The sequence below is a fragment of the Nonlabens dokdonensis genome, assembly GCF_002162835.1.
GTDB lineage: Bacteria > Bacteroidota > Bacteroidia > Flavobacteriales > Flavobacteriaceae > Nonlabens > Nonlabens dokdonensis_B.
Genome location: NZ_MAAX01000184.1, coordinates 1 through 23,666, shown reverse-complemented (window position 1 = coordinate 23,666; position 23,666 = coordinate 1). Strand labels below are relative to the sequence as shown.

The 23,666-nt window shown below is 35.5% G+C and carries 15 protein-coding genes and 2 pseudogenes; 11 read left to right on the top strand and 6 right to left on the bottom strand.

The annotated features are described in order from the left end of the window. Together A9Q93_RS12190 and A9Q93_RS12185 are read right to left on the bottom strand one after the other, a co-directional pair. A pseudogene (locus A9Q93_RS12190) lies at nt 1-534 on the bottom strand (sugar isomerase); the annotation flags it as partial. 7 nt (nt 535-541) lie between these two features. Further along, nucleotides 542-679, bottom strand: a complete 138-nt coding sequence (locus A9Q93_RS12185; RefSeq protein ID WP_303687678.1) for a hypothetical protein — start codon at nt 677-679, stop codon at nt 542-544. 121 nt (nt 680-800) lie between these two features. Between A9Q93_RS12185 and A9Q93_RS12180 the strand changes: the two genes are divergently transcribed. The 6 genes from A9Q93_RS12180 (at nt 801) to ald (ending at nt 8,334) form a co-directional block, all read left to right on the top strand. Then, nucleotides 801-992, top strand: a complete 192-nt coding sequence (locus tag A9Q93_RS12180; protein ID WP_303687677.1) for a hypothetical protein — start codon at nt 801-803, stop codon at nt 990-992. 98 nt (nt 993-1,090) lie between these two features. Next, the gene (locus tag A9Q93_RS12175) at nt 1,091-3,112 is read left to right on the top strand and encodes a tetratricopeptide repeat protein (RefSeq protein ID WP_303687676.1); all 2,022 of its coding nucleotides are present in this window, start codon (nt 1,091-1,093) and stop codon (nt 3,110-3,112) included. 918 nt (nt 3,113-4,030) lie between these two features. Beyond that, complete coding sequence (locus tag A9Q93_RS12170) at nt 4,031-4,837, top strand: hypothetical protein (protein WP_303687675.1); 807 nt, start codon at nt 4,031-4,033, stop codon at nt 4,835-4,837. Between the two features lie 146 nt (nt 4,838-4,983). Further along, the gene (locus tag A9Q93_RS12165; protein WP_303687674.1) at nt 4,984-5,688 is read left to right on the top strand and encodes a DUF6794 domain-containing protein; all 705 of its coding nucleotides are present in this window, start codon (nt 4,984-4,986) and stop codon (nt 5,686-5,688) included. A 390-nt stretch (nt 5,689-6,078) separates the two neighbouring features. Continuing rightward, complete coding sequence (locus tag A9Q93_RS12160) at nt 6,079-6,873, top strand: DUF3050 domain-containing protein (RefSeq protein ID WP_303687673.1); 795 nt, start codon at nt 6,079-6,081, stop codon at nt 6,871-6,873. A gap of 375 nt (nt 6,874-7,248) precedes the next feature. Beyond that, nucleotides 7,249-8,334 (top strand): alanine dehydrogenase, encoded by a 1,086-nt coding sequence (gene ald, locus A9Q93_RS12155; protein ID WP_303687672.1) that lies wholly within the window; start codon nt 7,249-7,251, stop codon nt 8,332-8,334. Nucleotides 8,335-8,350: 16 nt separating this feature from the next. Here ald and A9Q93_RS12150 read toward each other — a convergent pair whose 3' ends face one another. The 4 genes from A9Q93_RS12150 to A9Q93_RS12135 form a co-directional block, all read right to left on the bottom strand. Beyond that, nucleotides 8,351-9,901, bottom strand: a complete 1,551-nt coding sequence (locus A9Q93_RS12150; RefSeq protein ID WP_303687671.1) for a PH domain-containing protein — start codon at nt 9,899-9,901, stop codon at nt 8,351-8,353. After that, on the bottom strand, nt 9,894-10,400 hold the full coding sequence (locus A9Q93_RS12145; protein WP_303687670.1) for a PH domain-containing protein: 507 nt from the start codon (nt 10,398-10,400) through the stop codon (nt 9,894-9,896). Before A9Q93_RS12145 ends, A9Q93_RS12150 begins: the two co-directional genes overlap by 8 nt. A gap of 84 nt (nt 10,401-10,484) precedes the next feature. Continuing rightward, a complete protein-coding gene (locus A9Q93_RS12140) occupies nt 10,485-14,159 on the bottom strand; it encodes a metallophosphoesterase (RefSeq protein WP_303687669.1) in 3,675 nt (1,224 codons plus the stop codon). Between the two features lie 179 nt (nt 14,160-14,338). Further along, on the bottom strand, nt 14,339-15,784 hold the full coding sequence (locus A9Q93_RS12135; protein WP_303687668.1) for an L-serine ammonia-lyase: 1,446 nt from the start codon (nt 15,782-15,784) through the stop codon (nt 14,339-14,341). Between the two features lie 341 nt (nt 15,785-16,125). Between A9Q93_RS12135 and dnaK the strand changes: the two genes are divergently transcribed. From dnaK to A9Q93_RS12110, 5 genes and pseudogenes are all read left to right on the top strand, one after another. Continuing rightward, entirely contained in the window at nt 16,126-18,027 is a 1,902-nt protein-coding gene (dnaK, locus tag A9Q93_RS12130) for a molecular chaperone DnaK (RefSeq protein ID WP_303687667.1), read from the top strand. 444 nt (nt 18,028-18,471) lie between these two features. Next, nucleotides 18,472-20,607: a catalase/peroxidase HPI gene (gene katG / locus A9Q93_RS12125; RefSeq protein ID WP_303687679.1), complete on the top strand. Its 2,136-nt coding sequence runs from the start codon at nt 18,472-18,474 to the stop codon at nt 20,605-20,607. A 200-nt stretch (nt 20,608-20,807) separates the two neighbouring features. Then, nucleotides 20,808-21,368: a hypothetical protein gene (locus A9Q93_RS12120; RefSeq protein ID WP_303687666.1), complete on the top strand. Its 561-nt coding sequence runs from the start codon at nt 20,808-20,810 to the stop codon at nt 21,366-21,368. Between the two features lie 229 nt (nt 21,369-21,597). Then, nucleotides 21,598-23,163 carry a hypothetical protein gene (locus A9Q93_RS12115; protein ID WP_303687665.1) on the top strand — a complete coding sequence of 522 codons (1,566 nt, stop codon included), beginning with the start codon at nt 21,598-21,600 and terminating at the stop codon, nt 23,161-23,163. A gap of 236 nt (nt 23,164-23,399) precedes the next feature. Next, a pseudogene (locus A9Q93_RS12110) lies at nt 23,400-23,666 on the top strand (phytanoyl-CoA dioxygenase); the annotation flags it as partial.

Sequence of the window (23,666 nt, the reverse complement as noted above, 5' to 3'; positions counted from 1 at the left end):
TTCTGATGGTAAATCAAATAGGATCAAAAAGGTAAATGTGAGCAACAGTCTGCACAGCATTTCTAATTGATAGGTCATCGCTAGATTCCCAAATTTGCTATCGCCTTGTAAAATCCCACGATTCACACTCATGATAAAGTACAAAGGTATCGCCAGTCCAAAGGCAACGAACATTCCGGCAGATTGCGTTTGGAAAACAGCTTGCAACTCGCCAGCAAAAACTACCGTAGCCATTCCTAGAACGATTCCTGTGCTTATGGCATATTTGTAGGCTTTAGCAATGAGCTGTTCTCGTTGCAACTGTTCTAACTCGACTGTGAATTTTGTTACGGTTAATTGAAAAGTCATCGCTACAAAAGAAAGGACCAGCAATAAAGTAATTAATATAGCAGCGTCTGCAAATTGTGTAGGTCCTAAATAACGACCTAATAATAGATTGTATAAATAATTACCGCCATTCACCACAAAGGCGCTCAACATGAAAAGTTGTTCTTGAGTAAAGGTCTTTTTTATTTTGTGTGCGATGGCGATCATGATGCTGTTATATAGAAGTTACTAATTGGATCACACCTCTATTCACTCGTCTGTGAACGATGGATAATCCAGCATATTCAGGTGCTGCTTTCACATTATGAACGACTCTTAATGGGTTGTTGTTTTTTATAAGTGTTAAAGACATAACTGTTCTGATTTTTAATTACGATGCAAATATGCAGTCTTATCAAAGTCTAAAAGCCAGTATTTCGACGAGATGAAATATGCTGTAGACGAGTGGTAAGAATTCCACTTTTAACCAGATTATGAGTTGGATATGTGTTCCGCTTTCTTTGAGAATTTCGCTTTCGCGAAAGCGGAATCTTAAAGAAGTTTATGCCGTGCTTGACACGGTAAGAAAGCGGAATAAAAACCATCTATATATAGAGATAACAACATCTTCAAAAAGAACGACTTTTTCTGATCGAGGACGCAGAACTGACGTTGATCTAAAATGAACCTCTTTGAATCGACCAAATGTATAGTCGAATGGTAGATAGCCACAGATTAACACGGCTGGAAGTGGTTATAAATTGCAACTGTAAATAATCACACAATGAAAAAGTTAGTTTTCCTTATTATCGTATTGATCAGCGCAACGTCTTATGCACAAGATATGAGTGCCGGTTTTACTTACTTAGAAACTGGTAAATATAGTGAGGCCCAAGAGTTTTTTGCCAACATTCTTGAAAGCTATCCTACTAATAAGACGGCAAGGCTTTGTTACGGTCGTGCTTTAGGACTTAACGGTCATACGGTTGAGGCAAAAGAGCTTTTTACAAAACTACAAGCCGATTATCCTACGGACTTTGAAGTTTCTTTGAACGTTGCCGAATCACTATTGTGGAACAAAGATTATGAAGATGCAAAAACCATGTATGTGAATTTGGTGCAGCAAGATTCCACTAGTTTTCCTGCGACATTAGGTTATGCCAACACCTTATCTAACTTAAAAGAATATGACAACGCTTTATTATATGTGAATAAAGCCCTTGAGATCCTACCAGGCAATGCAAATGCTATGGTTTCCAGAAAATACATGAAGTTAGGGAAAGCGGCTCAGGTTTTGGTTTTTCAAGATTATGAGACAGCCATTGCTTTATTAAAGCAAAATTTACAAGATTTTCCAAACGATAATGATTCTACTATGTCACTGGCAAACGTTTATGTGACGAGCCAAGATTTTGAAAAAGCAAATGAGGTTTACAACAGTTTAGAAAATCCAGTTGCAGGTCTTATAGGTCAATCGCTGGTAGCACATTTAATGCAAAAGGATAAAAACGCTTTAGAACTTGCGACTAAAGCTACTGGACTTGCACAAAATGATTCTATAAAAATGATGGACAGTCAGGAACGATATGTACAAGCATTGATCTGGAACGGCAAATACAAGCAAGCAAGAACACATATTGATTCGCTAACCGCGCAATTAGGATCAAATAGTCGTATGGTTGCGTTGAGTGCATCACTTTCTATGTACACAGGTAAAACCAATAAAGGAATTGATTATTATAAAACCATTCTTGCTAAAGACAGTACTTCTTTTACTGGTAATCTAGGAATAGCCAATGCTTACAGAGGTCAAGGAAATCTTTCTAAAGCTTATGAATATGCTCAAAAAACATTGAGTTATTATCCAGAACAAAAAGATGCCAAAGCACTTATCGCCACCATAGATAATACTTTAACGCCATCAGTGAATACTACTGCGGCTTACACGAGAGACAATGGAGATAACGAAGCTTATGGAGCAAGCATCAACACTACGATTCCGTTTTCTGATCGATTTACAACTAGTTTAAATTACAGTTATAGAACCACAGAAAATATGACGCAAGGTAATATGGCAAACAATACGAACATCGTGTTAGGTGCTAAATACCGAATCAAAAACAACACCTGGATTGAGAATACCGTAGGTTTTACAAAAGCAGATGCAGACACGAATAGCTATACAGATGTGAACGGTTCTATTTTCTTAAAAACTCAACCTTTTGCTTTACAAAATCTAGAAATAGGTTACAGCCGCGAACTACAAAATTTTAATGCAGCGCTGATAGACGAAAAGATCTTCTTGAATAATTACATGCTTAATTACAACATGGGAACGACCTTTAATCTAGGATGGTACACAGGATTGATGCATACACAACAAACCGATGGAAACTCTAGAAACTTATTGTTTACTTCTTTGTACTACACCTTTACCAAGTCTCCAGCTTTAAAAGGCGGAATCAATTACCAATACTTGAGTTATGCAGAGCAAATTCCAGAGCAATACTTTAGCCCAAGTAAATACCAAGCCGTTGAAGCATTTTTAGATCTTAATGGAACTGCCGGAAAATGGAGTTACAATGCCAATGTCGCTGGCGGATATCAATTTGTAGAAAACGACGATGCCACTACGTTGTTAAGAGCAGAAGGAAGAGCTACGTATAGCCTTTCGCCGAGATTACAATTAGGCGCTTATGGAAAATACAGCAACATCGCTAGCGCCACAGCCGCAGGTTTTGAGTTCACTGAAGTAGGTATTAGTTTAAGATTGTTAGTTGGCAAAGGAAAGTTGTTTCAATTTTAAGAGGTTGTTAGTCTGAGCGCATAAGTCTTTAATTGTCAGTCTGAGCTTGTCGAAGACGTTTTTATACTGACTGAGTTATTTAAAACTCCATTTGAAGAAAATTGCTTCAACACGATATCACCTTTCAAACTGTTCAAATCGCCTGTTTAAGTGTAAGTCCTACTGCTTATTTATAGTTGGTAATGACTTTAGTTACGATGAGTTTATCCAGTCATAGATATGGATAAAGTGTATATTTGGGTTGATATAACAAGTGGCCATTCATTGCGGAACTCACTCAAAACCGATAAATAAATATGACCAAATTAAAAAAATGGATTCTAATAAATTGTTTGATTTCATTTTTAATGTTTTCATTTATTTTTTATAAAAATGTTGGAGTTTCTGGTGGAGATATTGTCATTTATGCTTTAAACATAATATTCGGAATCATTCAAATAATAACAGTAATAATCCTGATTTGGAAAAAAGAGAAGAAGTTTTATAAAATCATACTTTTCATTCTACTCTTTCAGATAATTGAAATTATGATAATGACAATTTGGGGAAATAGTATAAATGCATTTCTGAAATCTTATTAGAACTGTGAATTGAAAAACGAAACAATAATTGAATGCGGAATTTAGCAAGTTGCGGAATTTCTCACTCAATCGGAATTGAAAAATATTGCGGAATAAAACGCTAACTGAATTCACTCAAACTCTGAGAAGCGGAACACGAAATTTAGTGGAATAATATAAAATCTGAATAAAAACAACGAAATGGCAACACCGTGTATAATTCATTGCTAGTACTCGCCTAATTACGAAAATCCTCGCGGATTTTCTATTCGGTTTGTATTTGCTAAATTAGTTGCTGAAACACGCAACTAACCATACACAACAACGTTAGCCAATATTAGAAAAACGAAACGCACGAATGAATAATACACCAAGAAAAGTAACATTCTCAACCATACTAAATATTCTAAAAAAGAAACCGATTCCAATGCTTTTTGGTTTTCTTTTTACTCTACTTCCATTATTCCTTGTTATAATTTTATCTATTGTGTTTTCATCAATCGGCAATGACACACCAAAAGTTGATTATGAATTGATAAACTCACAAGGAAGAGAAAATACTGCTATAATAACTGATATTGAAACACAATACAATGTGACTATTAACGGAGTTCATCCTACAATAATTTCGTACAAATATTCAGATAACGGAAAGGAAATTGAATCAAAATATAAGGTTCTAGAAGATAGAAAAATAGAAAAACTAGAAATTGGAAATGATATTAAAATTAAAGAGTTGAATGGAAGTTCGATAGTAAAAGACTTAAAACCGTATGGATTTTCAACAGGTTTCTTTTTAATTTTTCCGATACCATTTCTAATTATAGGGTTACCATTTCTTATTTATTCACTCTTAAACCTAAAAAAAGAACTCAAACTCTACAAATTAGGAAAAGTTTCAAAAGGAAAGATAGTTTCTATGATGCCAAAATCGGGACTTCCAGTTTCTAATGTAGGACAAGGAATTATAGTTCATTATGAATATGAAACAAGAAACGGGAATAAAATTATTGGAGAATCATTTACAACTGACTTTTCTATTATGAGTGATAAAAAGAAAGGAGACTTGATTCCGATTTTCGTGTCGAATGAGAATGATGAAAAATCTTGTGTTGTGCCAAAATTGCAATCATTGAGAAATGGCTGGAATATTAACTTTGAATAAAATAACTAGGGCTAGCAATTTTCATAATTCATTGCTTATAATAGCCTACTTACGAAAGTCATAGAGGACTTTCTATCTGTGATTTATTTGCTAAATTTAGTGCTTAAACACGCCACTAATCTTATACAATTACGTTAGCGAGAATTATGAACAAAATCGTTCCAATAATATTATTATCAATTTTAATCTTTTCCTGTTCTTCAAGTAAAATACCATTTGGAATGAGAAAAACTATTTCTAAATTCAATAATGAACTGAACGATACAATAAAATATGATTTTAAAATTGCACCAGAACAAGTAGCAACTTTTAAATACAATTGGGCGTTTGATTTACATACACCCAATTGGCATAATATAAAGGGCCAAAAAGGGCTATTGAAGCTATATTTTAAGTTAAATGGAGTGTCATCTTCATATCATATGAGCGAAATAATTCGAGTAACATATCACAGATATTTGAATAACGAACCTATTAACTTTCGTGAACAAACCAAATATTTGAAAAAATTTGAACGTTTATTGAAAAAAAACACGGATAGTGCCTATGCGTGGGACGACCAAAATAAACCAATTGAGAAATACAGAGAACAAGAAAATGAATATTTTAGCCTTTATACTAGCGGTAGACTAGTAATGGGAATGACTTCAGCTTCGAAAAGATATAGTAAAAGTAGCAGTGCCAGTACTGATGTGGAATACCTCGGTCGAGTTATAAACTTGGAAGAACGTGATCTATTCGTAGAGATTATCAAAGTAAAAAAACCAAAAGATGGATTTAAACTGAATCAAAAAGTTGGAGATACAATACAAGAAAGTCCTTACAGTGTTGTTCTTATTCCAAGCGAATAAAAATAACTCTCGCTAACAAAGAACTGAGGTAAAAAACAACCTTTTTCTTCATTAAATTTAGACACTATTTTTTGAGGCTCAGAAGTCAGTAATTTGATTTCTGAGCTTTTTATTTCTATCTAATTACTTCCAGCTACCCTAATTTTGAAACGTAGGTTTCATCATAAGGCCTACCAGATTTTGCGATAGCAAAACATTGTTTTAGGAGCTTGTTTGCTACGGCGATTAGAGCTTTATTTTCAATTATGTGCTCTTTTTCACCATTAGATTGCAACTAGGTAGACTTATAATTTTGTTGAAAGTTTTAAGAAAAAGTTCGAACTTATTAGTGTTATTTTTGCCCCTTTAGTGAGGTGATTGCTATTAAACTAATAGATACTGATGAGTAACATGATGAGAATACAACATATAGAAAACGAACTAGAAGACCTGAGATCTCAATTAAAGAATCATAAACTTTACAACAACCTCAAAAACATTGAGGATATTAAAGTTTTTATGGAGAATCATGTGTTTGCCGTTTGGGATTTTATGTCTTTATTAAAAACACTTCAAGTTAATCTCACTAATGTTACCACTCCTTGGACGCCACCAGAAAATCCAGTACTATCGAGATTTATTAATGAAATAGTGCATGGTGAAGAAAGTGATGTAAACGAGCTAGGAGAACCTAAAAGTCATTTTGAAATGTATCTAGAAGCCATGCAACAAATAGACGCTTCTACGAGTGACATTGATGCATTTATCAATCATATAAAATCAGGACAATCGGTAAATTTTGCCTTGAATGAAATAGGCATTGAGGAAAAAATAGCAGATTTTGTAAAGTTCACCTTCTCTATTATCGAGACTAATAAAATGCATCTAGTAGCGTCTGCATTTACCTTTGGACGTGAAGATGTAATTCCTGATATGTTTCTAGAAATTCTAGAAAATTCTGTGCAAAAAGACCATCAATACAGTAAGATTAATTATTACCTCAATAGACACATAGAGTTAGATGGCGATGAGCACGGACCATTATCTCTAGAAATGGTTGCAGAATTGTGTCAGGACGATGATCAAAAATGGAATGAAACCCTTGTGGTTGCTAAGCAATCTTTAGAAAAGCGCATTCAGCTATGGGATGCCATTACAGAATTAATTCAGCACAAGAAAACTGCCTCTCACGCAGCGATAGCATAAATTTTTACAATTATTTTACTATGCTGGCTTTAGCGTCTACGCTCCTATTTTCAAAACAATCAGGAGAATAGATGACAGTATTTTACCTGAACACTTTTTAATTGATAGAAATCGGTCGTGTTCTATCGGTATTCTAAACACGTGAAACTTTTGATAATTTTTACGGTGATCTCGCTTTCGCGAAAGCGGAACTTATTTCATCCTATCTTTTAAAATAATTTTTAAAACACAATATTAAAGTTATACCCTATTTTTTATAGGGTATAAACACATATATTGAATTATTTTAAACCTCAAACCCTATAAAATTTAACAGTAACTTTCATATTTATATAAAATAAACCAACTTAGCCCTGTAATTTAAAAAGCTTCAACATGGTTGTAGGGATTCCTAAAGAGATAAAAAATAATGAAAGCAGAGTAGGAATTACTCCTGCTGGAGTTTTTGAACTAGTTAAAGACAATCATACGGTTTATGTACAAAAAAGTGCTGGAGAAGGAAGTGGTTTTTTTGATGAAGATTATAAACTGGCTGGAGCTGTTATTCTAGATCACATTGAAGAAGTGTACGACAGCAGTGAGATGATCGTTAAGGTTAAAGAACCTATCGCCGAGGAGTATGATTTAATAAAAGAAGGACAACTAGTTTTTACCTATTTCCATTTTGCATCCAGCGAGCTGTTAACTAAGGCGATGATAAAATCAAAAGCTGTTTGCATAGCTTATGAAACCGTAGAAGATGCCGATGGTACGTTACCACTCCTTACACCTATGTCAGAAGTTGCAGGGAGACTTGCCATACAACAAGGAGCAAAATACTTAGAGAAACCAGTAAAAGGTCGTGGCGTGCTTTTAGGAGGCGTTCCTGGCGTTGCGCCTGGTAAGGTATTGGTTTTAGGAGCTGGAGTGGTAGGAATTCAAGCGGCAAAAATGGCTGCTGGTTTAGGAGCTCACGTTACCATAATGGATATCAACATGAAGCGTTTAAGATATGTAAATGATGTCATGCCACCACATGTAGTTACAGAGTTTTCAAACGAGTTTAATATAAGAAAGCATATCAAAACACATGATTTGATCATAGGTGGCGTATTGCTTAAAGGAGCAAAAGCTCCAAATCTTATAACAAGAGACATGTTGAAAGAAATGCGTCCAGGAACCGTGATTGTAGATGTAGCTGTAGACCAAGGTGGCTGCGTAGAAACTACACGACCTACTACTCATGAAGATCCTGTATACATAATTGATGATGTAGTACATTATACGGTGGCCAATATGCCTGGTGCAGTTCCTTATACCTCAACAGTAGCACTTACTAATGTCACGCTACCTTATGTATTAAAACTGGCAAAAATGGGATGGGAAAAAGCATGTGAAAAAGATGCCGCATTGCGATCTGGATTAAATATCGTGTCTGGAAAGGTAGTTTGTCAAGAAATTAATGATGCTTTTGGGTGGTGATGTAATGCTTTAGTTATCACATCCATTTTTTATCATTTACAATAACTTGATTGTTCACCGAATTTAGTAATGTATTGAGCTCATTTTCTTTAAAATACCTTAATCCTCTAGTGCCACCAGCGGTGTGTAATTTAAAATGAGCTTCTCGCCTACGTTTTAAAAATACACTGCGCCATTTTTCTACTGCCTGAGTTTTGAAAACTGGTGAGACAATAGTTTGCGGAAAGATCCAGCCTTTTTGAAAAACAACAAAATCATCATCTTTTATCACTTTACTGTGTTTGCCATACATATAAGCAGCAAATACAAGCAAGAGCAGTACGATTACTAGTGGTACTATTGCAACATATTGTTCAAAATAATAAGCCACGGCTATCATCGGGAAAATGACGGTAGATGTGATATAAAATCTTAATCGTGCATAAGAATAAGGATTGCAATGCAACTCTTGTTCTGTCGCATCAATAGACTCTTCAAAGATTAAATTTTGCAATAAGACTCTGTGCTCTTTTTTACATGCAGGAACAGATACGCTTCCTAATTTGCTATCTGTAGACTGCGCTTGATAGATGTAGGCGGTTTGAAACCCTAACAATTTACGCAACGGATTTGAATGAAATTCTAACACCTGTACTTTACTTAGAGGTATTTTTATTTCCTTTTTATTGAACAGTCCCATCTTCAACTCAAGATCATCCCCTTTTCTCACCATACTGAAATCCCAATATTTGTTGAAAGCAAGCACAATACTTATGATGACCGAGAAGAATAAAAATAAAATTAGAAAGCTTACAGCAATCCCTACACTAGCACTAGAAATTATATTTTGCCATGAGAATTCTTTAAATAGATCTGGCAATAACTCCTGAAGAATTTCATTTATTTGATACCATCCACCAGCAGCAACTCCTATAGCTAGACCACCACTTTTCAAATGGTTTTGAGTAATACCTACTTTTAAAATATCTAGAAAACCTAGCTTTAAAATGATGGTTTCTGAAACAGCGGTTCTTTTTTGGGCGGTTGCTTTTTGAAGAGATTCATGAGCAGTGTCTTGCGATACATCTGAAGCAGTTGTTTCTTCAACCTCAACAGGATTAATTTCTTCTGTGATTTCTTCTTTGCGTTCTTGCAATAATTCTTTGAACTGACTGGCAAAAATTTTATCAAGACCAGGAATTTCTAATTCTTTTGCCTTAGAACCTGCCGTTTCTACTTCTAAAGAAACGATACCTAGAATACGCTGGATGATATTCTGATTAATATTAATTGATTGAATACGTTCTAGTGGAATGGCTTTGCGCTCTTTTTGTAAGAGTCCTTTTTGTATAATAAGCTCATTATCTTCAATATGAAAGGTAAAATAAATATATCTTATAATTGGTGAAACTAAAGACATCACCGCAATAAAAATAATAAACATAGTTATGTAAGATCCATACTGACTGCTAGATCCACTGCCTATTAAGGCAAACAGTACATATAAAAATAGCCCCTTAAAACTTTTAAATAAGTAAAAGAAAATGATTTTCTTGCTCTGTCGTTGCGGCGTGGTTAAATCAAGCATGAGCAGAAAGTTTTCCAGAAATATACTCTTTAAGTTTTGCAGCTTCTTTAGGATCGAGACCGCTTATACTTAAATCGCTAGAACTACCACCTGCGGTAAAAATATCCAGCTGGCACAGTTTAAATAAGCGATCTATAGGACCATGATTAATTTCTGTGTGCTGTATTCTATTGAATGGAACCGTAATTTGACTATGAAACAACCAGCCTTTTCTATAGGTAATGTCTTTTTCTCTTAAAATATAACCTCTTACAAAATACTCTTTATAAGAGATAAAAACACTTAAAATAAGTAAGACTACCCATAAACCGCCAGCAACCTTCCACAACCATGGATATTCAGTAACAACAAAGTAAGCCACAACAACTCCGGCTAGTAGCGGTATAAATACCAGAATCTTAGCAATTAATTTTTTGTTCAGAAACCGCTTGGGATGCTTTCTAAAATCGGTTACTTCAATATTTGGTAAATCTGCAGCGAGGATGGTATCGTTAGTCATAATGCTTTATATGTAGAATAAAGTTACTATTTGTTACGCTTTCGCGAAAGCGGAATCTCAACAATCCTAGGTGCTCTTTAAAAACTATTGTGAAATGGTAAGCCCGAATTGTAATCTACCTCCTTCATCACCGTGGAAATAGGAAAAACTAGAACTGAACAATCCTGTCATACTTAACTGAAAACCTCCGCCATAAGAATTATAGAAACGTGTGGAGTCTGTGTTATCCATCCATACTTTCCCGATATCATAACCTATATACGGCGTTAAGCGCAATGGTAATAATTTAGTTTTCATCGGTTTTAAGTCAAAAATCAAATCTCCACTAGCATTTATAGCATAATTTGCTGCAAAACGCTCTGTTCTAAAGCTACGCAACCCATTATTTGCTCCTAAAACAGCTGCCTGGTAAAAATAAGGGTCGTCCCCTATTCTGGTTTGTGCTGCTAGATTTGTTTTAAGAACTATGGTACGATTATCATTTATAGCGTTCCAAAACGTTAGGTCTGGATCAATAGTAAAGAAGTACCTGTCGTTAGAAAGGTCATCAGTAAAAGCTGTTGAAGTTTTAAAAAGCATTCCACGTGTAGGAAACCTATCGTTATCTTTACTTTTATATTCGTAATTTGCGTGAAACTGCAGGTAATCATCTCGTAACTGAGTGATTCTAGTTGCAGCTGGCACATTAACATCTGTTTCTACTGCTTTGTAACCTATTCCTATATCAAATTTACTGCCGTAATGACCTAATTTAATAAGGTGAAATCCTGCTTCCTGGCGTTGCAATTGTATGCGATTTGCATCATAATTAGTATCACGATCAAATTCTGAATCATTTCCATACCCAAAAAAGTTTTCGGTATAATTGTTAGTAGTTATTAATCCTTTAAATTCTAGATTCCAATGTCCTACGGCATTTCCAAGTCCAGCAAAAACATCAAATTTTGCGGCCTGAGTAAGAGAAAAATATTGTGCTTTAAAACCATACATAGAAGAATATGGGTTGCGCTCATATCCTATGACTGACTTTGTAAAACCTATAGATGGTGCAACACCATGATCTGGATTATAGGTTAATACTAAATGAGGCTTGGCAGCTGTTGAAGGTACTTTCTCTGTGTCATAGTGATTGATATCATAGTCATCTCTAAAAATAGCTTTGGCACCATTTTTCTCTTTTAACTCGTTCTCTTCAGATTTGTAATCGTAGATCTCGATGTTTTTACCGTTTTCAATTTTATATTGATCCTCACCTTTTCCTCCAGAGATTACTATCTTGATCAAATCATTTCCTTCTCCTTTGACTTCAAAAACATCATCATCGTCAAGTCCATAGATCCAGATTTCTTGGGTAAGTTTTTGATCAAAAGTTCTAGAAAACAATAAGGTTCCTTTTTCTCCATCCTTAATACGATGGGCTTCTATAGTTGTTATACCGTTAGGTAATCTTGTAATGGTAAAGTAGTCGTCCTTATCTGTTCCTTTAAGAGTTTGAAACTTGAGAAAATGCTCATAATAACGATTAACGATATCATTTAAGTTTTCTTTTCTATCGAGAAGATCTTGCTGAGTTTGTTGCCATAATTCATCTTTTACCTCATCTGGCATTTCGTTAAATGCTTTGGAAACTACATCTGGCGTGATGTGTTTTTGAATATATGCCACTTCTTCCTTCCACAGTTCTATGTCACTGCTTTGCAAAATAGCTCGGTCTAATTTAATAGCACTCTGACTGAATTCTTCAATATGTTCTATGTTAGGACCATAAACGCCAAATTGTCTCGAGCCCTTCATCCATTTTCTCATAAAATCGAGCAATTCTCCATCAAATCTCGCAAAAACCTGATCACGATCTCTAGGAATCGCAATAAAATTTACTTTCTCATCATCTTTTGGATCAACGATTTCTGCCCATCGCCATTGATCCTCATGCCTGTCCCAATCTCCCAAAAGCATATCAAAAATACGAGCTCTTATATACATGCGCTCATCTAGACGGTATTTCTCATCTTCTCTTATTTTATCAAAAAAGTCTTGTGTACTTTCTATGTCTTGATTATTACCAAACATGTGACTGTTTTTAAAAGAGTCGTCTGGCTTTTCTACAATCATGTATAAACGGTCTCCATGAGTTTTATTGAAGTCTCCCAAAGTTGCTTGTTTAGGCACATAAAATAATTTGGGATGCGTGTGATTCAAATCTATCGCTCCTGCAAGTCTAGGAACGGCAAATGCTCCATAAGGATGCGCTGCTGTATAAAAATCTCTTATCAACTCTTGAGGGAATGTACCACCAAAATATTTATCTACGTCAACTGTTCCATAGCCAGCGCTTTTTAAAAATTGTATAGCGTCTTTTTCAAGAGCTCTCATATTAAATTCTCTATCCAGACTATCTACAAGACGCAATCCTTGAGTTTGATTACCACCACCAGCACGTTCTACTTTAAGGCCGCCATAAAGTGTATCCAGCATCACAACTGGTGCTTTAACATCTAGACCGTAAAGCGTGCGATAGTGCTTACCGTAAAACTTTTCATACTCTTCATCCTTAACAGTTTCTTCTTTTTTATAGATAGATGCTTTTTTAAAGTCGTTAGTTATTAAGGGCAAAGAATCCAGGTTGTAGGGTACCGCTTTCGCGAAAGCGTCACCAGAAAAAACTTCTTTTACTTTTCCATTTTTTACTTGATAGAAAAACACTTCAGAAGATTTGTCTTTATAAACTCTAAGCTCTGCATAGCCGCGCTCGCCACTACTCACAATTCCCTTCTTTCCAAGACTGGCATAACCTTCTTCAACGGTAGTTCCTGAAACTATTTGCTTCATATGATCGTGATCTATAAACTGGAGAGTTTTTTCATGAGCGCTCACAAAAAATACACGGTCTAAATCAGTGCTAGCGCTTTTAATTTCCTCCATTAGTTCATTCATCAATGGATTGTAGCGATCTTGTCTAGAAACACTACCTTGAGATCTAATAAAACTCCATGCACTACCCAATACAGGCACATAAAAATTTTCAATACTAGGCTGGTAAATGTTTTCAATACTCATTTGACCACCATAGACACCATTAGAATATATAGGATGGTGCATGGCAACGATAACCGTTTTATGTCGTTGCTTGCGCATCTCGTCTGCAAGTACTGTAATAAATTTTTCTCTGGTATTTATCTCACATTTATCATTAAAATCAGGATTTTTATTCCAGTCTTCTATGTACCATTGCGAGTCTACTATAAAAAGGTGCATAGAATCTGATATCTCAATCTCTTCTAATGGACAGCCGTTCTCTGGTTGAAAAGCCTCATCGTTATCGAGGACATCTTCTACCATTTCCTCAATATTTTTGAGTCCTTTGAGGCCTTCATCATTCCAGTCTTCGTTTCCTGCAAGAACATAAACACTACTGTTAAGTCCCTTTATAATCTCAAGTTTGTTTTTAAAGGCTTCTTTGTCTTTCTCGTCCTTATCCTTACGATTAAAATTTTCTGAATCAACGTTATCGCCCAGAATCAGAGTAAAGTCCTCTTTTTTACTTCTTGATTTGATATCGTTTATGATCGCTTTAAAATTAGCATCTGGCGCATCTGTAGAATTAAGGTTTCCTAATAAGTAAAAGCTGCGGTAATCTGTAGATGACTTTGGACTTATAGGTAAGCGATCGCTATCTATTTGAAGTTTTTTTATAGCACATGATGTGAATAAAAATAAGGTGAGCGCTATTAAAATATGAAAAGGTAGTTTATTACTCATAAAAAAAAGATAATGATCAAAAGTATCAAGATTAGCTTTTGAAAATTGCTAGTATTCTCTTAAAAAAATAGCAAAATCAATCTTTTTATGTAAAAACCTAATTATAATCTAAATTTATTTAGACTACTAGGTTTAATCCAACCGCATCTAAACAACTGCTGTAATGATTAAGAAAAAATCTAGCAATCAGATAGTGCCACATTTACCGCGAGTCCACCTTCACTGGTTTCTTTATATTTAGTATTCATGTCTTGTGCCGTTTGCCACATGGTTTCAATAACCTTGTCTAGAGGTACCTTAGCATTTTTGGCATCGTTGTCTAGTGCCATTTCACAGGCATTGATTGCTTTTATCGCTCCCATGGCATTGCGTTCTATGCAAGGAATTTGTACTAAACCTCCTATAGGATCGCAAGTAAGTCCTAGATGGTGTTCCATTGCGATCTCGCTAGCCATTAATACTTGAGCAGGTGTTCCTCCCATAAGCTCTGTCAAAGCGCCTGCAGCCATGGCGCTGCTTACTCCTATTTCTGCTTGACAGCCACCCATTGCAGCACTTATAGTTGCACCTTTTTTAAACAAAGCTCCTATTTCGCCAGCTACCAGCAAGAATTTTTTCACATCGTCAAAGTTGGCATCATGATTCTCGATAGTCATGTAATACAATATTACTGCAGGAATAACACCAGCGCTACCATTAGTAGGAGCGGTTACTACTCTACCTAATGAGGCGTTTACTTCATTTACGGCAAGTGCATAACAAGAAACCCATTTTAATATTTCTCTGAATTTTACTTCAGTATTGCGTATAGCTTCTATCCACTCTTCTTTGTTAGAATAAGGTTTGCCTTTTTGTAATCGTTCATGAGTGTCAAAAGCACGTCTACGCACTTTAAGTCCACCAGGAAGAATACCTTCTGTATGACAACCTGTGTAAACAGAATCTAACATTACATCCCAAATGGCTTTTAACTTCTGGTCAATAACCTCTGGTGTGTTTAAGTATTCTTCATTTTCTAATACAATTTGAGATACCGATTTATTTTCACGGTCACAATAGGCTAATAACTCTGTCGCCTTAGATATAGGGCGTGGAAAACATTCAAATAGAGCCACTTTCTTTGCAGATCGCTTACGTTCCTTCTGAATGAAAAAACCACCGCCTATGCTAAAGTAGGTTTCAAAAACGCTTTTACCATCTGCAAGAATGGCCTTGAAACGCATTCCATTAGGATGATATGGTAAAAAGTTACGGTTAAAATGAATTTGTGTTTTAGGATCAAATGGTATTAAATGAACGCCATCTAACTGCAACACTTTTTGAAAATTTATATAATCTATTATTTCAGGAATCTCTTCAATACTGCACGTCACAGGATCTGCATTAGTAAGTCCTAGAATACATGCAAGGTCTGTAGCATGCCCTTTACCTGTTAAGGATAGAGAACCATAAAGATCTACTTCTATAGACTGTACTAATGGCAATCTGTTTTTACTGCGCAACTTATTTAAAAAATCTCTTGCAGCTTGCCACGGTCCGAGTGTATGTGAACTAGAAGGACCTACACCTATTTTAAGCATATCAAAGACGCTTATCGCTTCAATTTTAGGAGGATTCTGAGACATAAATAGTTTTAAAAATAACTTTTGATTTGTTAAACAAAGATAAATGTAATTATTGAGGTAATTGTAGTGTTTATCTCGCTTTCGCGAAAGCGAAATTAATATCAAACTTGTTTTACTCATTCTATTTTATGAACTGATAAAGGATCTTAAATTGCTATAACTACTTGCTGTGCACTTAACAATTATAATGAGTGAATTAAATGCTTATTATATAATATCTAAGGGATTAACTATCCATTATGACAGTCAAAATGACATCATGTCATTACTTATGGCATGGCATAGACATTGACCTATGGAAGACGTAATTAAATAGAAAACAAAAATTAAAATAATTTATAATGAGTAAAATAATAGGAATAGACTTAGGTACGACTAACAGTTGTGTTTCTGTAATGGAAGGAAGCGAGCCTGTAGTAATCCCTAATTCTGAAGGTAAAAGAACAACTCCTTCTGTAATTGCCTTTGTAGAAGGTGGTGAAATTAAGGTAGGTGATCCTGCAAAAAGACAGGCAGTAACTAACCCAACTAAAACAGTTGCGTCTGTAAAGCGTTTTATGGGTAACAAATTCAGCGAATCTTCAAATGAAGCTGAGCGTGTTCCTTATAGTGTAGTAAAAGGTGATAACGATACACCACGTGTAGATATCGATGGACGTCTTTATACTCCACAAGAGTTAAGTGCTATGATTCTTCAAAAAATGAAGAAAACGGCTGAAGATTACTTAGGAACTGAAGTAACTGGAGCAGTAATTACTGTACCTGCTTACTTTAATGATTCTCAACGTCAAGCTACTAAGGAAGCTGGTGAGATCGCTGGTCTTAAAGTAGAGCGTATTATTAATGAGCCTACTGCTGCAGCTCTTGCTTACGGTCTTGATAAAAAGGATACTGATCAAAAGGTTGTGGTTTTTGACTTTGGTGGTGGAACACATGACGTTTCTATCCTTGAGTTAGGTGATGGAGTATTTGAAGTACTTTCTACAGATGGTGATACACACTTAGGTGGTGATGATGTAGATCAAAAAATTATAGACTGGCTAGCAGATGAGTTTAAAGCTGCTGAAGATATCGATCTAAGAAAAGATCCTATGGCGTTACAACGTCTTAAGGAAGCTGCTGAAAAAGCAAAGATTGAACTTTCTTCAAGCGCGCAAACTGAGATTAACTTGCCATATGTTACTGCTACAGCAAGCGGACCTAAACACTTAGTAAAAACACTTACTAAATCTAGTTTTGAGAAATTAATTTCTGACTTAGTAAAAAGAACTATTGAGCCGTGTCAAACAGCTTTAAAAAGCGCTGGACTTTCTACTGGAGATATCGACGAGATTATCCTTGTAGGTGGATCTACTCGTATTCCTGCAGTACAAGAAGCTGTTGAGAAATTCTTCGGTAAAGCACCATCAAAAGGTGTAAATCCTGATGAAGTTGTAGCCATAGGTGCTGCGATCCAAGGTGGAGTTCTTACAGGAGATGTAAAAGACGTTCTTTTATTAGATGTTACACCTCTTTCTTTAGGTATTGAAACTATGGGTGGTGTGATGACTAAATTAATTGAGTCTAATACAACAATCCCAACTAAGAAGTCTCAAGTATTCTCTACCGCTGCAGATAATCAACCTAGTGTTGAGATTCACGTGATACAAGGTGAGCGTTCTATGGCGACTGATAACAAAACCATAGGTAGATTTCACTTAGATGGAATTGCACCAGCGAGAAGAGGTACTCCACAAATTGAAGTTACTTTTGACATCGATGCAAATGGTATCATCAAAGTAAGTGCAGAGGACAAGGCGACTGGTAAGAAACAAGATATACGTATCGAGGCATCTTCTGGACTTTCTGAAGAAGAAATCGAGAAAATGAAGCAAGATGCAGCTGCAAATGCTGATGCTGATAAAAAAGCAAAAGAAACAGCTGATAAATTGAACAGTGCAGACCAATTGATTTTCCAAACGGAACAACAGTTAGAAGAATTTGGTGATAAACTTCCTGAAGACAAGAAAGCTCCTATTACTGAGGCGCTAGAAGAGTTGAAGAAAGCTTATGAAACTAAGGATATCGCACAAATTGATCCTGCTTTAGAGAAGTTAAACAACGTATGGACAGCGGCAAGTGCAGACATGGCACAAGCAGCACAAGCGCAAGGTGGACAGCCTGGACCAGATGCTGGAGCGCAGCAATCATCTGCAGATGATACAAGTGATGTAGAAGACGTAGACTTTGAAGAAGTGAAGTAATTAAATTTACAGTCCTTGTGACCGCAAATATTATATCGAGAATCCCTGAACTTGTTAGTTCAGGGATTTTTTTATACCTAATTTAAGCGTATTCCTACTAGCAAAAATGTCCATAGTTTCACTGACTTTCTTTTCAACTATCTGAATCTCTTCCATTTCTAAATAAGAAAATTACAACCCTTAATAGGAAATAACCTTCGTAGATATTTTAATAGGAATATCTTATCGTAAATAATTTATAATAGATATAAACTATTTTAATTTTGTTCTTAAATCTATAACATGAAAACAATTTTAATTTATTCAAGTATAGCGATAGTCGCTTTACTAGGTCTTTTTGGAGGCTATTACTACACCTTCCACATGAATAAGCCTACTGATGTAGCAACAGCAAGTAAGGCAGAGTGTCCACTTGGTTTTGGAACTACAAAGTCAGCAGGATCAATGACTAAAGGTGAAGGTAAAACCAACCAGCAATGGTATCCTAATTCTTTAGACTTAAGTGTCTTACGTCAAAACAGTGATATATCTAACCCATTAGGAGAAGAATTTAACTATAAGAAAGAATTTGAAAGCCTAGATTATGATGCGCTTAAAAAAGATATCGAACTAGCCTTAACAGACTCCAAAGACTGGTGGCCAGCCGATTTTGGAAACTATGGCGGACTATTCATTAGAATGGCGTGGCACAGTGCTGGAACTTATAGAACTGGTGATGGTCGTGGTGGAACGCGTGAAGGTAAACAACGATTTGCACCACAAAATAGCTGGGCAGATAATGCTAACCTAGATAAAGCAAGAAGATTATTATGGCCAGTAAAACAAAAATATGGACAGAAAATCTCTTGGGCAGATTTAATGATTCTAGCAGGAAATGTATCTTTTGAAAACATGGGATTTGAAACACTAGGATTTGCTGGTGGTCGTGAAGACACATGGGAACCACAGACTAATGTTTATTGGGGTTCTGAGAGCGAAATGTTAGGTGATGAACGATTCAATGAAGATAGAGAATTAGAAACACCACTAGCAGCCGCACAAATGGGATTAATCTATGTAAACCCAGAAGGTCCTAACGGTAATCCAGATCCAGTATTAGCAGCACACGATATTCGTCAGACTTTTGGACGTATGGGAATGAATGATGAAGAAACCGTAGCATTAATTGCCGGTGGACATACCTTAGGAAAAACACATGGTGCTTCTAGCGGTGAAAATTTAGGTGCCGCTCCAGAAGGTGCAGCAATTGAAGACCAAGGAATGGGATGGAAAAGCGCTCATAAAAGTGGTAAAGGAGCAGATGCTGTTACCTCTGGTTTAGAAGTTACATGGACTAATACACCTACACAATGGGGAATCGGTTATTTTAAAAGTCTCTTTGAACACGAATGGAAACTAACTAAAAGTCCCGGAGGCGCTCACCAATTTGAGGCTGTAAACCCAGAAAAAATGTATCCACATGCTTTTGATAAGGATAAGCAAGTTGCTCCTACAATGCTAGTGACCGATTTATCTTTGATTAAAGATCCAGAATACTTAAAGATTTCTAAGAGATTTTATGAAAACCCTGAGGAATTTGATGCCGCTTTCGCGAAAGCGTGGTTCAAACTAACACATAGAGATATGGGACCTAGCTCTACTTATCTAGGACCTGAAGTGCCTCAAGAGCAATTTATCTGGCAAGACCCAGTTCCTGCAAGAGATTACAATCTAGTATCTACAAGCGATATCAATCTACTGAAAGGTAAAATAAAAGCATCTGGATTAACGACTAATGAGCTAGTTACAACCGCATGGAATGCTGCATCTACTTACCGTCATGGAGACCGTCGTGGTGGAGCAAATGGTGGTAGAATACAATTAGAGCCACAGGTAAATTGGGCTTCAAACAATCCAGCTCAATTGAAAAAAGTGCTTAATGTATATCGTGATATTAAAGATGATTTTGATACTTCAAGCAAAAAGATATCTATAGCAGATCTTGTGGTATTAGGTGGTAATGTAGCCGTTGAAAATGCTGCAAAAAAAGCAGGTTACTCTATTGAAGTGCCTTTTACTCCTGGAAGAACTGATGCAACACAGGATCAAACAGATATCAATGGTACTAACTTATTGAAGCCTATGGCAGATGGGTTTACTAACTTTCAGCAAAAGGAATATACTCTTACACCTGAACAGTTATTAGTAGACAAAGCACAACAATTAACATTAAGTGCACCAGAAATGACTGTATTAGTAGGTGGAATGCGTGCGCTAGGTGCAAATTATGATGGTTCTAAAACTGGAATCCTTACAGAGCAGCCAGGAACGTTATCAAATGATTTCTTTAAAAATCTGTTGAGCATGGATTATAGTTGGAAACCAGTAGAAAATAATAAGAATTTATTTGAGATTGTAGAGCGCAATACAAATAACAAAAAATGGGATGCGACTCGCGTTGATTTAATATTCGGTTCTAATTCTGAATTAAGAGCACTGTCTGAAGTATATGCAAGTGAAGATGCTAAAGAACGCTTTGTTAACGACTTTATAGCAGCATGGACTAAAGTGATGCAGCTGGATAGATTTGATTTAAAATAGATAGATTTTAGTGTTTAAATAAAAATCCCCAAACCTTTCGGTTTGGGGATTTTTTATTTGCTTACTTATAAAGACACCATCGCCATATAAGTACCATCACATAATATTAAGTGTTGGTCGTAATTTGGGTATTTGTACTGATATAAACTGTCTGATTTACAATTAGTTTTACATCATACTAATCTACTAAAATTTATATTATGACCTCACCACTTCAAGTAAGCTTCAGAATCGTAGGACTGTTTTGCTATTTTGAAAACATCCAGCTCACCGATTTACCTCCTTCATCCACCGTAAAAGAAGTAATGGACGCAATTAAAAGCAAGCAACCTGCATTTAATTACAAAACCGTAACACTTAGAAAAGGAACTTCCAATGAAAAAGAAATCGTAGATAAAATGTCTTATGATTTTTCACAAACTTCTAAAACACCTTACAATACCTCTGGAACGCCACAAGATGGAAAAAGATCTCTCATAAATACACATGGTGATAAATCTCTAGTATGGCAATATTACCGCTCTGCAACAGGATCTGTGGACGGATCAGTATGCGAGATGAAACTATTTTCAAAAGGACAGCCATCATTTGCAACTACTGCGCTTAATATGAATGATCCTTTTTTCGGACAGTTTCCTTCTAGTTTCCAACAAAGTACTTACAACTTAACTTGGAGGCTGGTTCAAATTGAGATCACTCCTGAAAAACAAGCTGAATTTCTTAAAGCAAAAGCAGAAGCGATTGCATCTGGATCTTATTAAGAACACGTTTTAACAAATAGAAAAGCTAGATGGACTTAGACTGTCTATCTAGCTTTTTTATACTTATAAGAAGTGTTGTGTGGAAATCAATGGTTTTAGTTTCGCTTTCGCGAAAGCGATGATATAACTTCACCGTTAAACAATCTTAATTTTGGGTATTTATACACATTGTACACCTTAAAGATGTGACTTAATTTTAACCATTGCAAAACCCTTTAAAACCAACCTCATGAATATTAAAACATTAAACATAATCGCACCTGCATTATTAATCTTTTTCAATGTCTCTTGTAAAAAGAAGGAAGCTCGTCAAGATGTCCCAGCAAATTACCCTACTACATATACTTATGAAGTATCGCTAGAACCTGTTCAAGAGAACATAACATCGCCAGCTCTTCAATCATTTGTACATGCTACACATGGAGAAGACTGGATTCTTTTTGCCGGTAGGACTAACGGAGAAAATGATTCTAATGGTGGCTTACATGACCTCACAGCAGATTATTCTCTGAAGTCGTTTCCGCCTAAATCTTTCAATTCTAACATCTATGTTTTCAACCCTAAAACTGGAAACAAGGCTACTCTCGACTACCGGAAAATGGTAGAAAATATTTATTTTATGGGAGATGGAGGAAATGATGCATCTACTGAAATACAGAAAGTTTGTACTCTAGTAGGAGATAAATTAAGTCAATATGGAAGCATATTTTTATGTTCTAATCCTCAAGTTTTACAAACTGGTGATGATTTATATGTTATAGGTGGTTATGGTGCACCGGTAGGAGAAGTTCCTACGGCAGCAAATTACCATACATTTGACGCCATCGCAAAAATCAATGTACCACTATTATCTCGTTTAGTGCAAGGTGATTATAGTTTAACAACTGACGAGTGGATGAAGGTATTTAAATTTGGTAATAATCCATCATTGCGCATTACCGGAGGAGAATTAAAGAAAGCTGGTAATGAATTTTACCTTGCTGGAGGACATAATTTTAATAACAATGAACAAGTTTATCTTAACTCAGTTTATCAGTTAGAATTTAGCGATTCAAAAAAATCTTTAGATCTTACAGCTACCGTTACAGATACGATCAGTGACTTAACAGCAACACAGTTAAAAGATTTGAAACTAGCAGATAGCACTTCTATTTTTAGAAGAAGGGATTTACCAGTAACCTCGTCTGTATATATGGATAAGGATAGTAAGTTAGCTCCAAATTTTGCATTAATGAGTGGTGTCTTTAAATATCACTTTGCTGCATGGAATGATGCTATTTATATCACACCAGATGCTGATAAAAAATATAAAGTCGACAATAATCATAATCAAAAGGATTGCAATGTTTATTCCTGTCCTGACTTTACTATTTACGATTCCAGCAACAGTGAAATTCATACATTTTTACCAGGAGGAATAGGTAATGGAAAAGCAGATGACCATCTATCAGGATTCACAAATACACTAGGGTATTCAAAGTATAATTTAAAAAGTTTAGAAAGCTCTTTTGACACCATTTCAAAGGCTTTTCCTTCAAAGTATTACTATGGAGCAGAGGCTGTTTTCATACCTAATAGCAATGCCAAATATTTAAGCATTGATGGTGTAGAAGCAGATGTGATTGATAGCGAAAAGACTTTTACTAACTCTCAACAAGTAGAAATAGGTCATATTTACGGTGGTATTGAAGCGTATGAGGACTCTCCTTCTACTTATGGATCTGGCAAATCTGGGGCATCTAATAAAATATGGAAGGTAACAGTAACTAGAATTCCTATAGAATTTAAGAAGTAACTGTAACTCTGCTATTACAATCATCTTACATAATGAGAATAGGACCAACTAATTATGAGGTTCTATTCTCTTTTATTTTACCTCTATAACTTTATTCTGGTAGCTACATTTGTTACAGTACTATCAATGCGATACTTTCCTAAATTGATTAAACTTAATAGTAGTATCTTTTGATTAAATTGGCTTTGTTTATATTACAAAGTCCTATTGATCATACACCAACCTAAAACCCATTCATGTCTCAAACTAATACGATAGACCTTATTACATCGCTCGGTAATTCAATAATTAAAGAAAACTTAGATCAAGAGAAACTAAAGAAAACCATAGATTCAATTCACCAGCAATTTCATGAAGCAAATAATATTTCAGGATACGATACAAAAATGGAGTATCTCGCCGCAATTCCTGCTCAAAGAGGTAAAGCCCTTGGTCTCAATCACGCTGCGCAATGTTTGTTAGATTATCACAGAACAGAAAAATTTGTAAAAGCGATCATTACA

Excerpts from the sequence above, each read along its gene's own strand:
- A9Q93_RS12170 (WP_303687675.1), top strand. The coding sequence starts at position 4,031 with ATGAATAATACACCAAGAAAAGTAACATTCTCAACCATACTAAATATT.
- katG (WP_303687679.1), top strand. The coding sequence starts at position 18,472 with ATGACTAAAGGTGAAGGTAAAACCAACCAGCAATGGTATCCTAATTCT.
- A9Q93_RS12115 (WP_303687665.1), top strand. The coding sequence starts at position 21,598 with ATGAATATTAAAACATTAAACATAATCGCACCTGCATTATTAATCTTT.
- A9Q93_RS12185 (WP_303687678.1), bottom strand. The coding sequence starts at position 679 with ATGTCTTTAACACTTATAAAAAACAACAACCCATTAAGAGTCGTTCAT.
- A9Q93_RS12140 (WP_303687669.1), bottom strand. The coding sequence starts at position 14,159 with ATGAGTAATAAACTACCTTTTCATATTTTAATAGCGCTCACCTTATTT.
- A9Q93_RS12150 (WP_303687671.1), bottom strand. The coding sequence starts at position 9,901 with ATGCTTGATTTAACCACGCCGCAACGACAGAGCAAGAAAATCATTTTC.
- A9Q93_RS12120 (WP_303687666.1), top strand. The coding sequence starts at position 20,808 with ATGACCTCACCACTTCAAGTAAGCTTCAGAATCGTAGGACTGTTTTGC.
- ald (WP_303687672.1), top strand. The coding sequence starts at position 7,249 with ATGGTTGTAGGGATTCCTAAAGAGATAAAAAATAATGAAAGCAGAGTA.
- A9Q93_RS12160 (WP_303687673.1), top strand. The coding sequence starts at position 6,079 with ATGATGAGAATACAACATATAGAAAACGAACTAGAAGACCTGAGATCT.
- A9Q93_RS12175 (WP_303687676.1), top strand. The coding sequence starts at position 1,091 with ATGAAAAAGTTAGTTTTCCTTATTATCGTATTGATCAGCGCAACGTCT.
- dnaK (WP_303687667.1), top strand. The coding sequence starts at position 16,126 with ATGAGTAAAATAATAGGAATAGACTTAGGTACGACTAACAGTTGTGTT.
- A9Q93_RS12165 (WP_303687674.1), top strand. The coding sequence starts at position 4,984 with ATGAACAAAATCGTTCCAATAATATTATTATCAATTTTAATCTTTTCC.
- A9Q93_RS12145 (WP_303687670.1), bottom strand. The coding sequence starts at position 10,400 with ATGACTAACGATACCATCCTCGCTGCAGATTTACCAAATATTGAAGTA.
- A9Q93_RS12180 (WP_303687677.1), top strand. The coding sequence starts at position 801 with ATGAGTTGGATATGTGTTCCGCTTTCTTTGAGAATTTCGCTTTCGCGA.
- A9Q93_RS12135 (WP_303687668.1), bottom strand. The coding sequence starts at position 15,784 with ATGTCTCAGAATCCTCCTAAAATTGAAGCGATAAGCGTCTTTGATATG.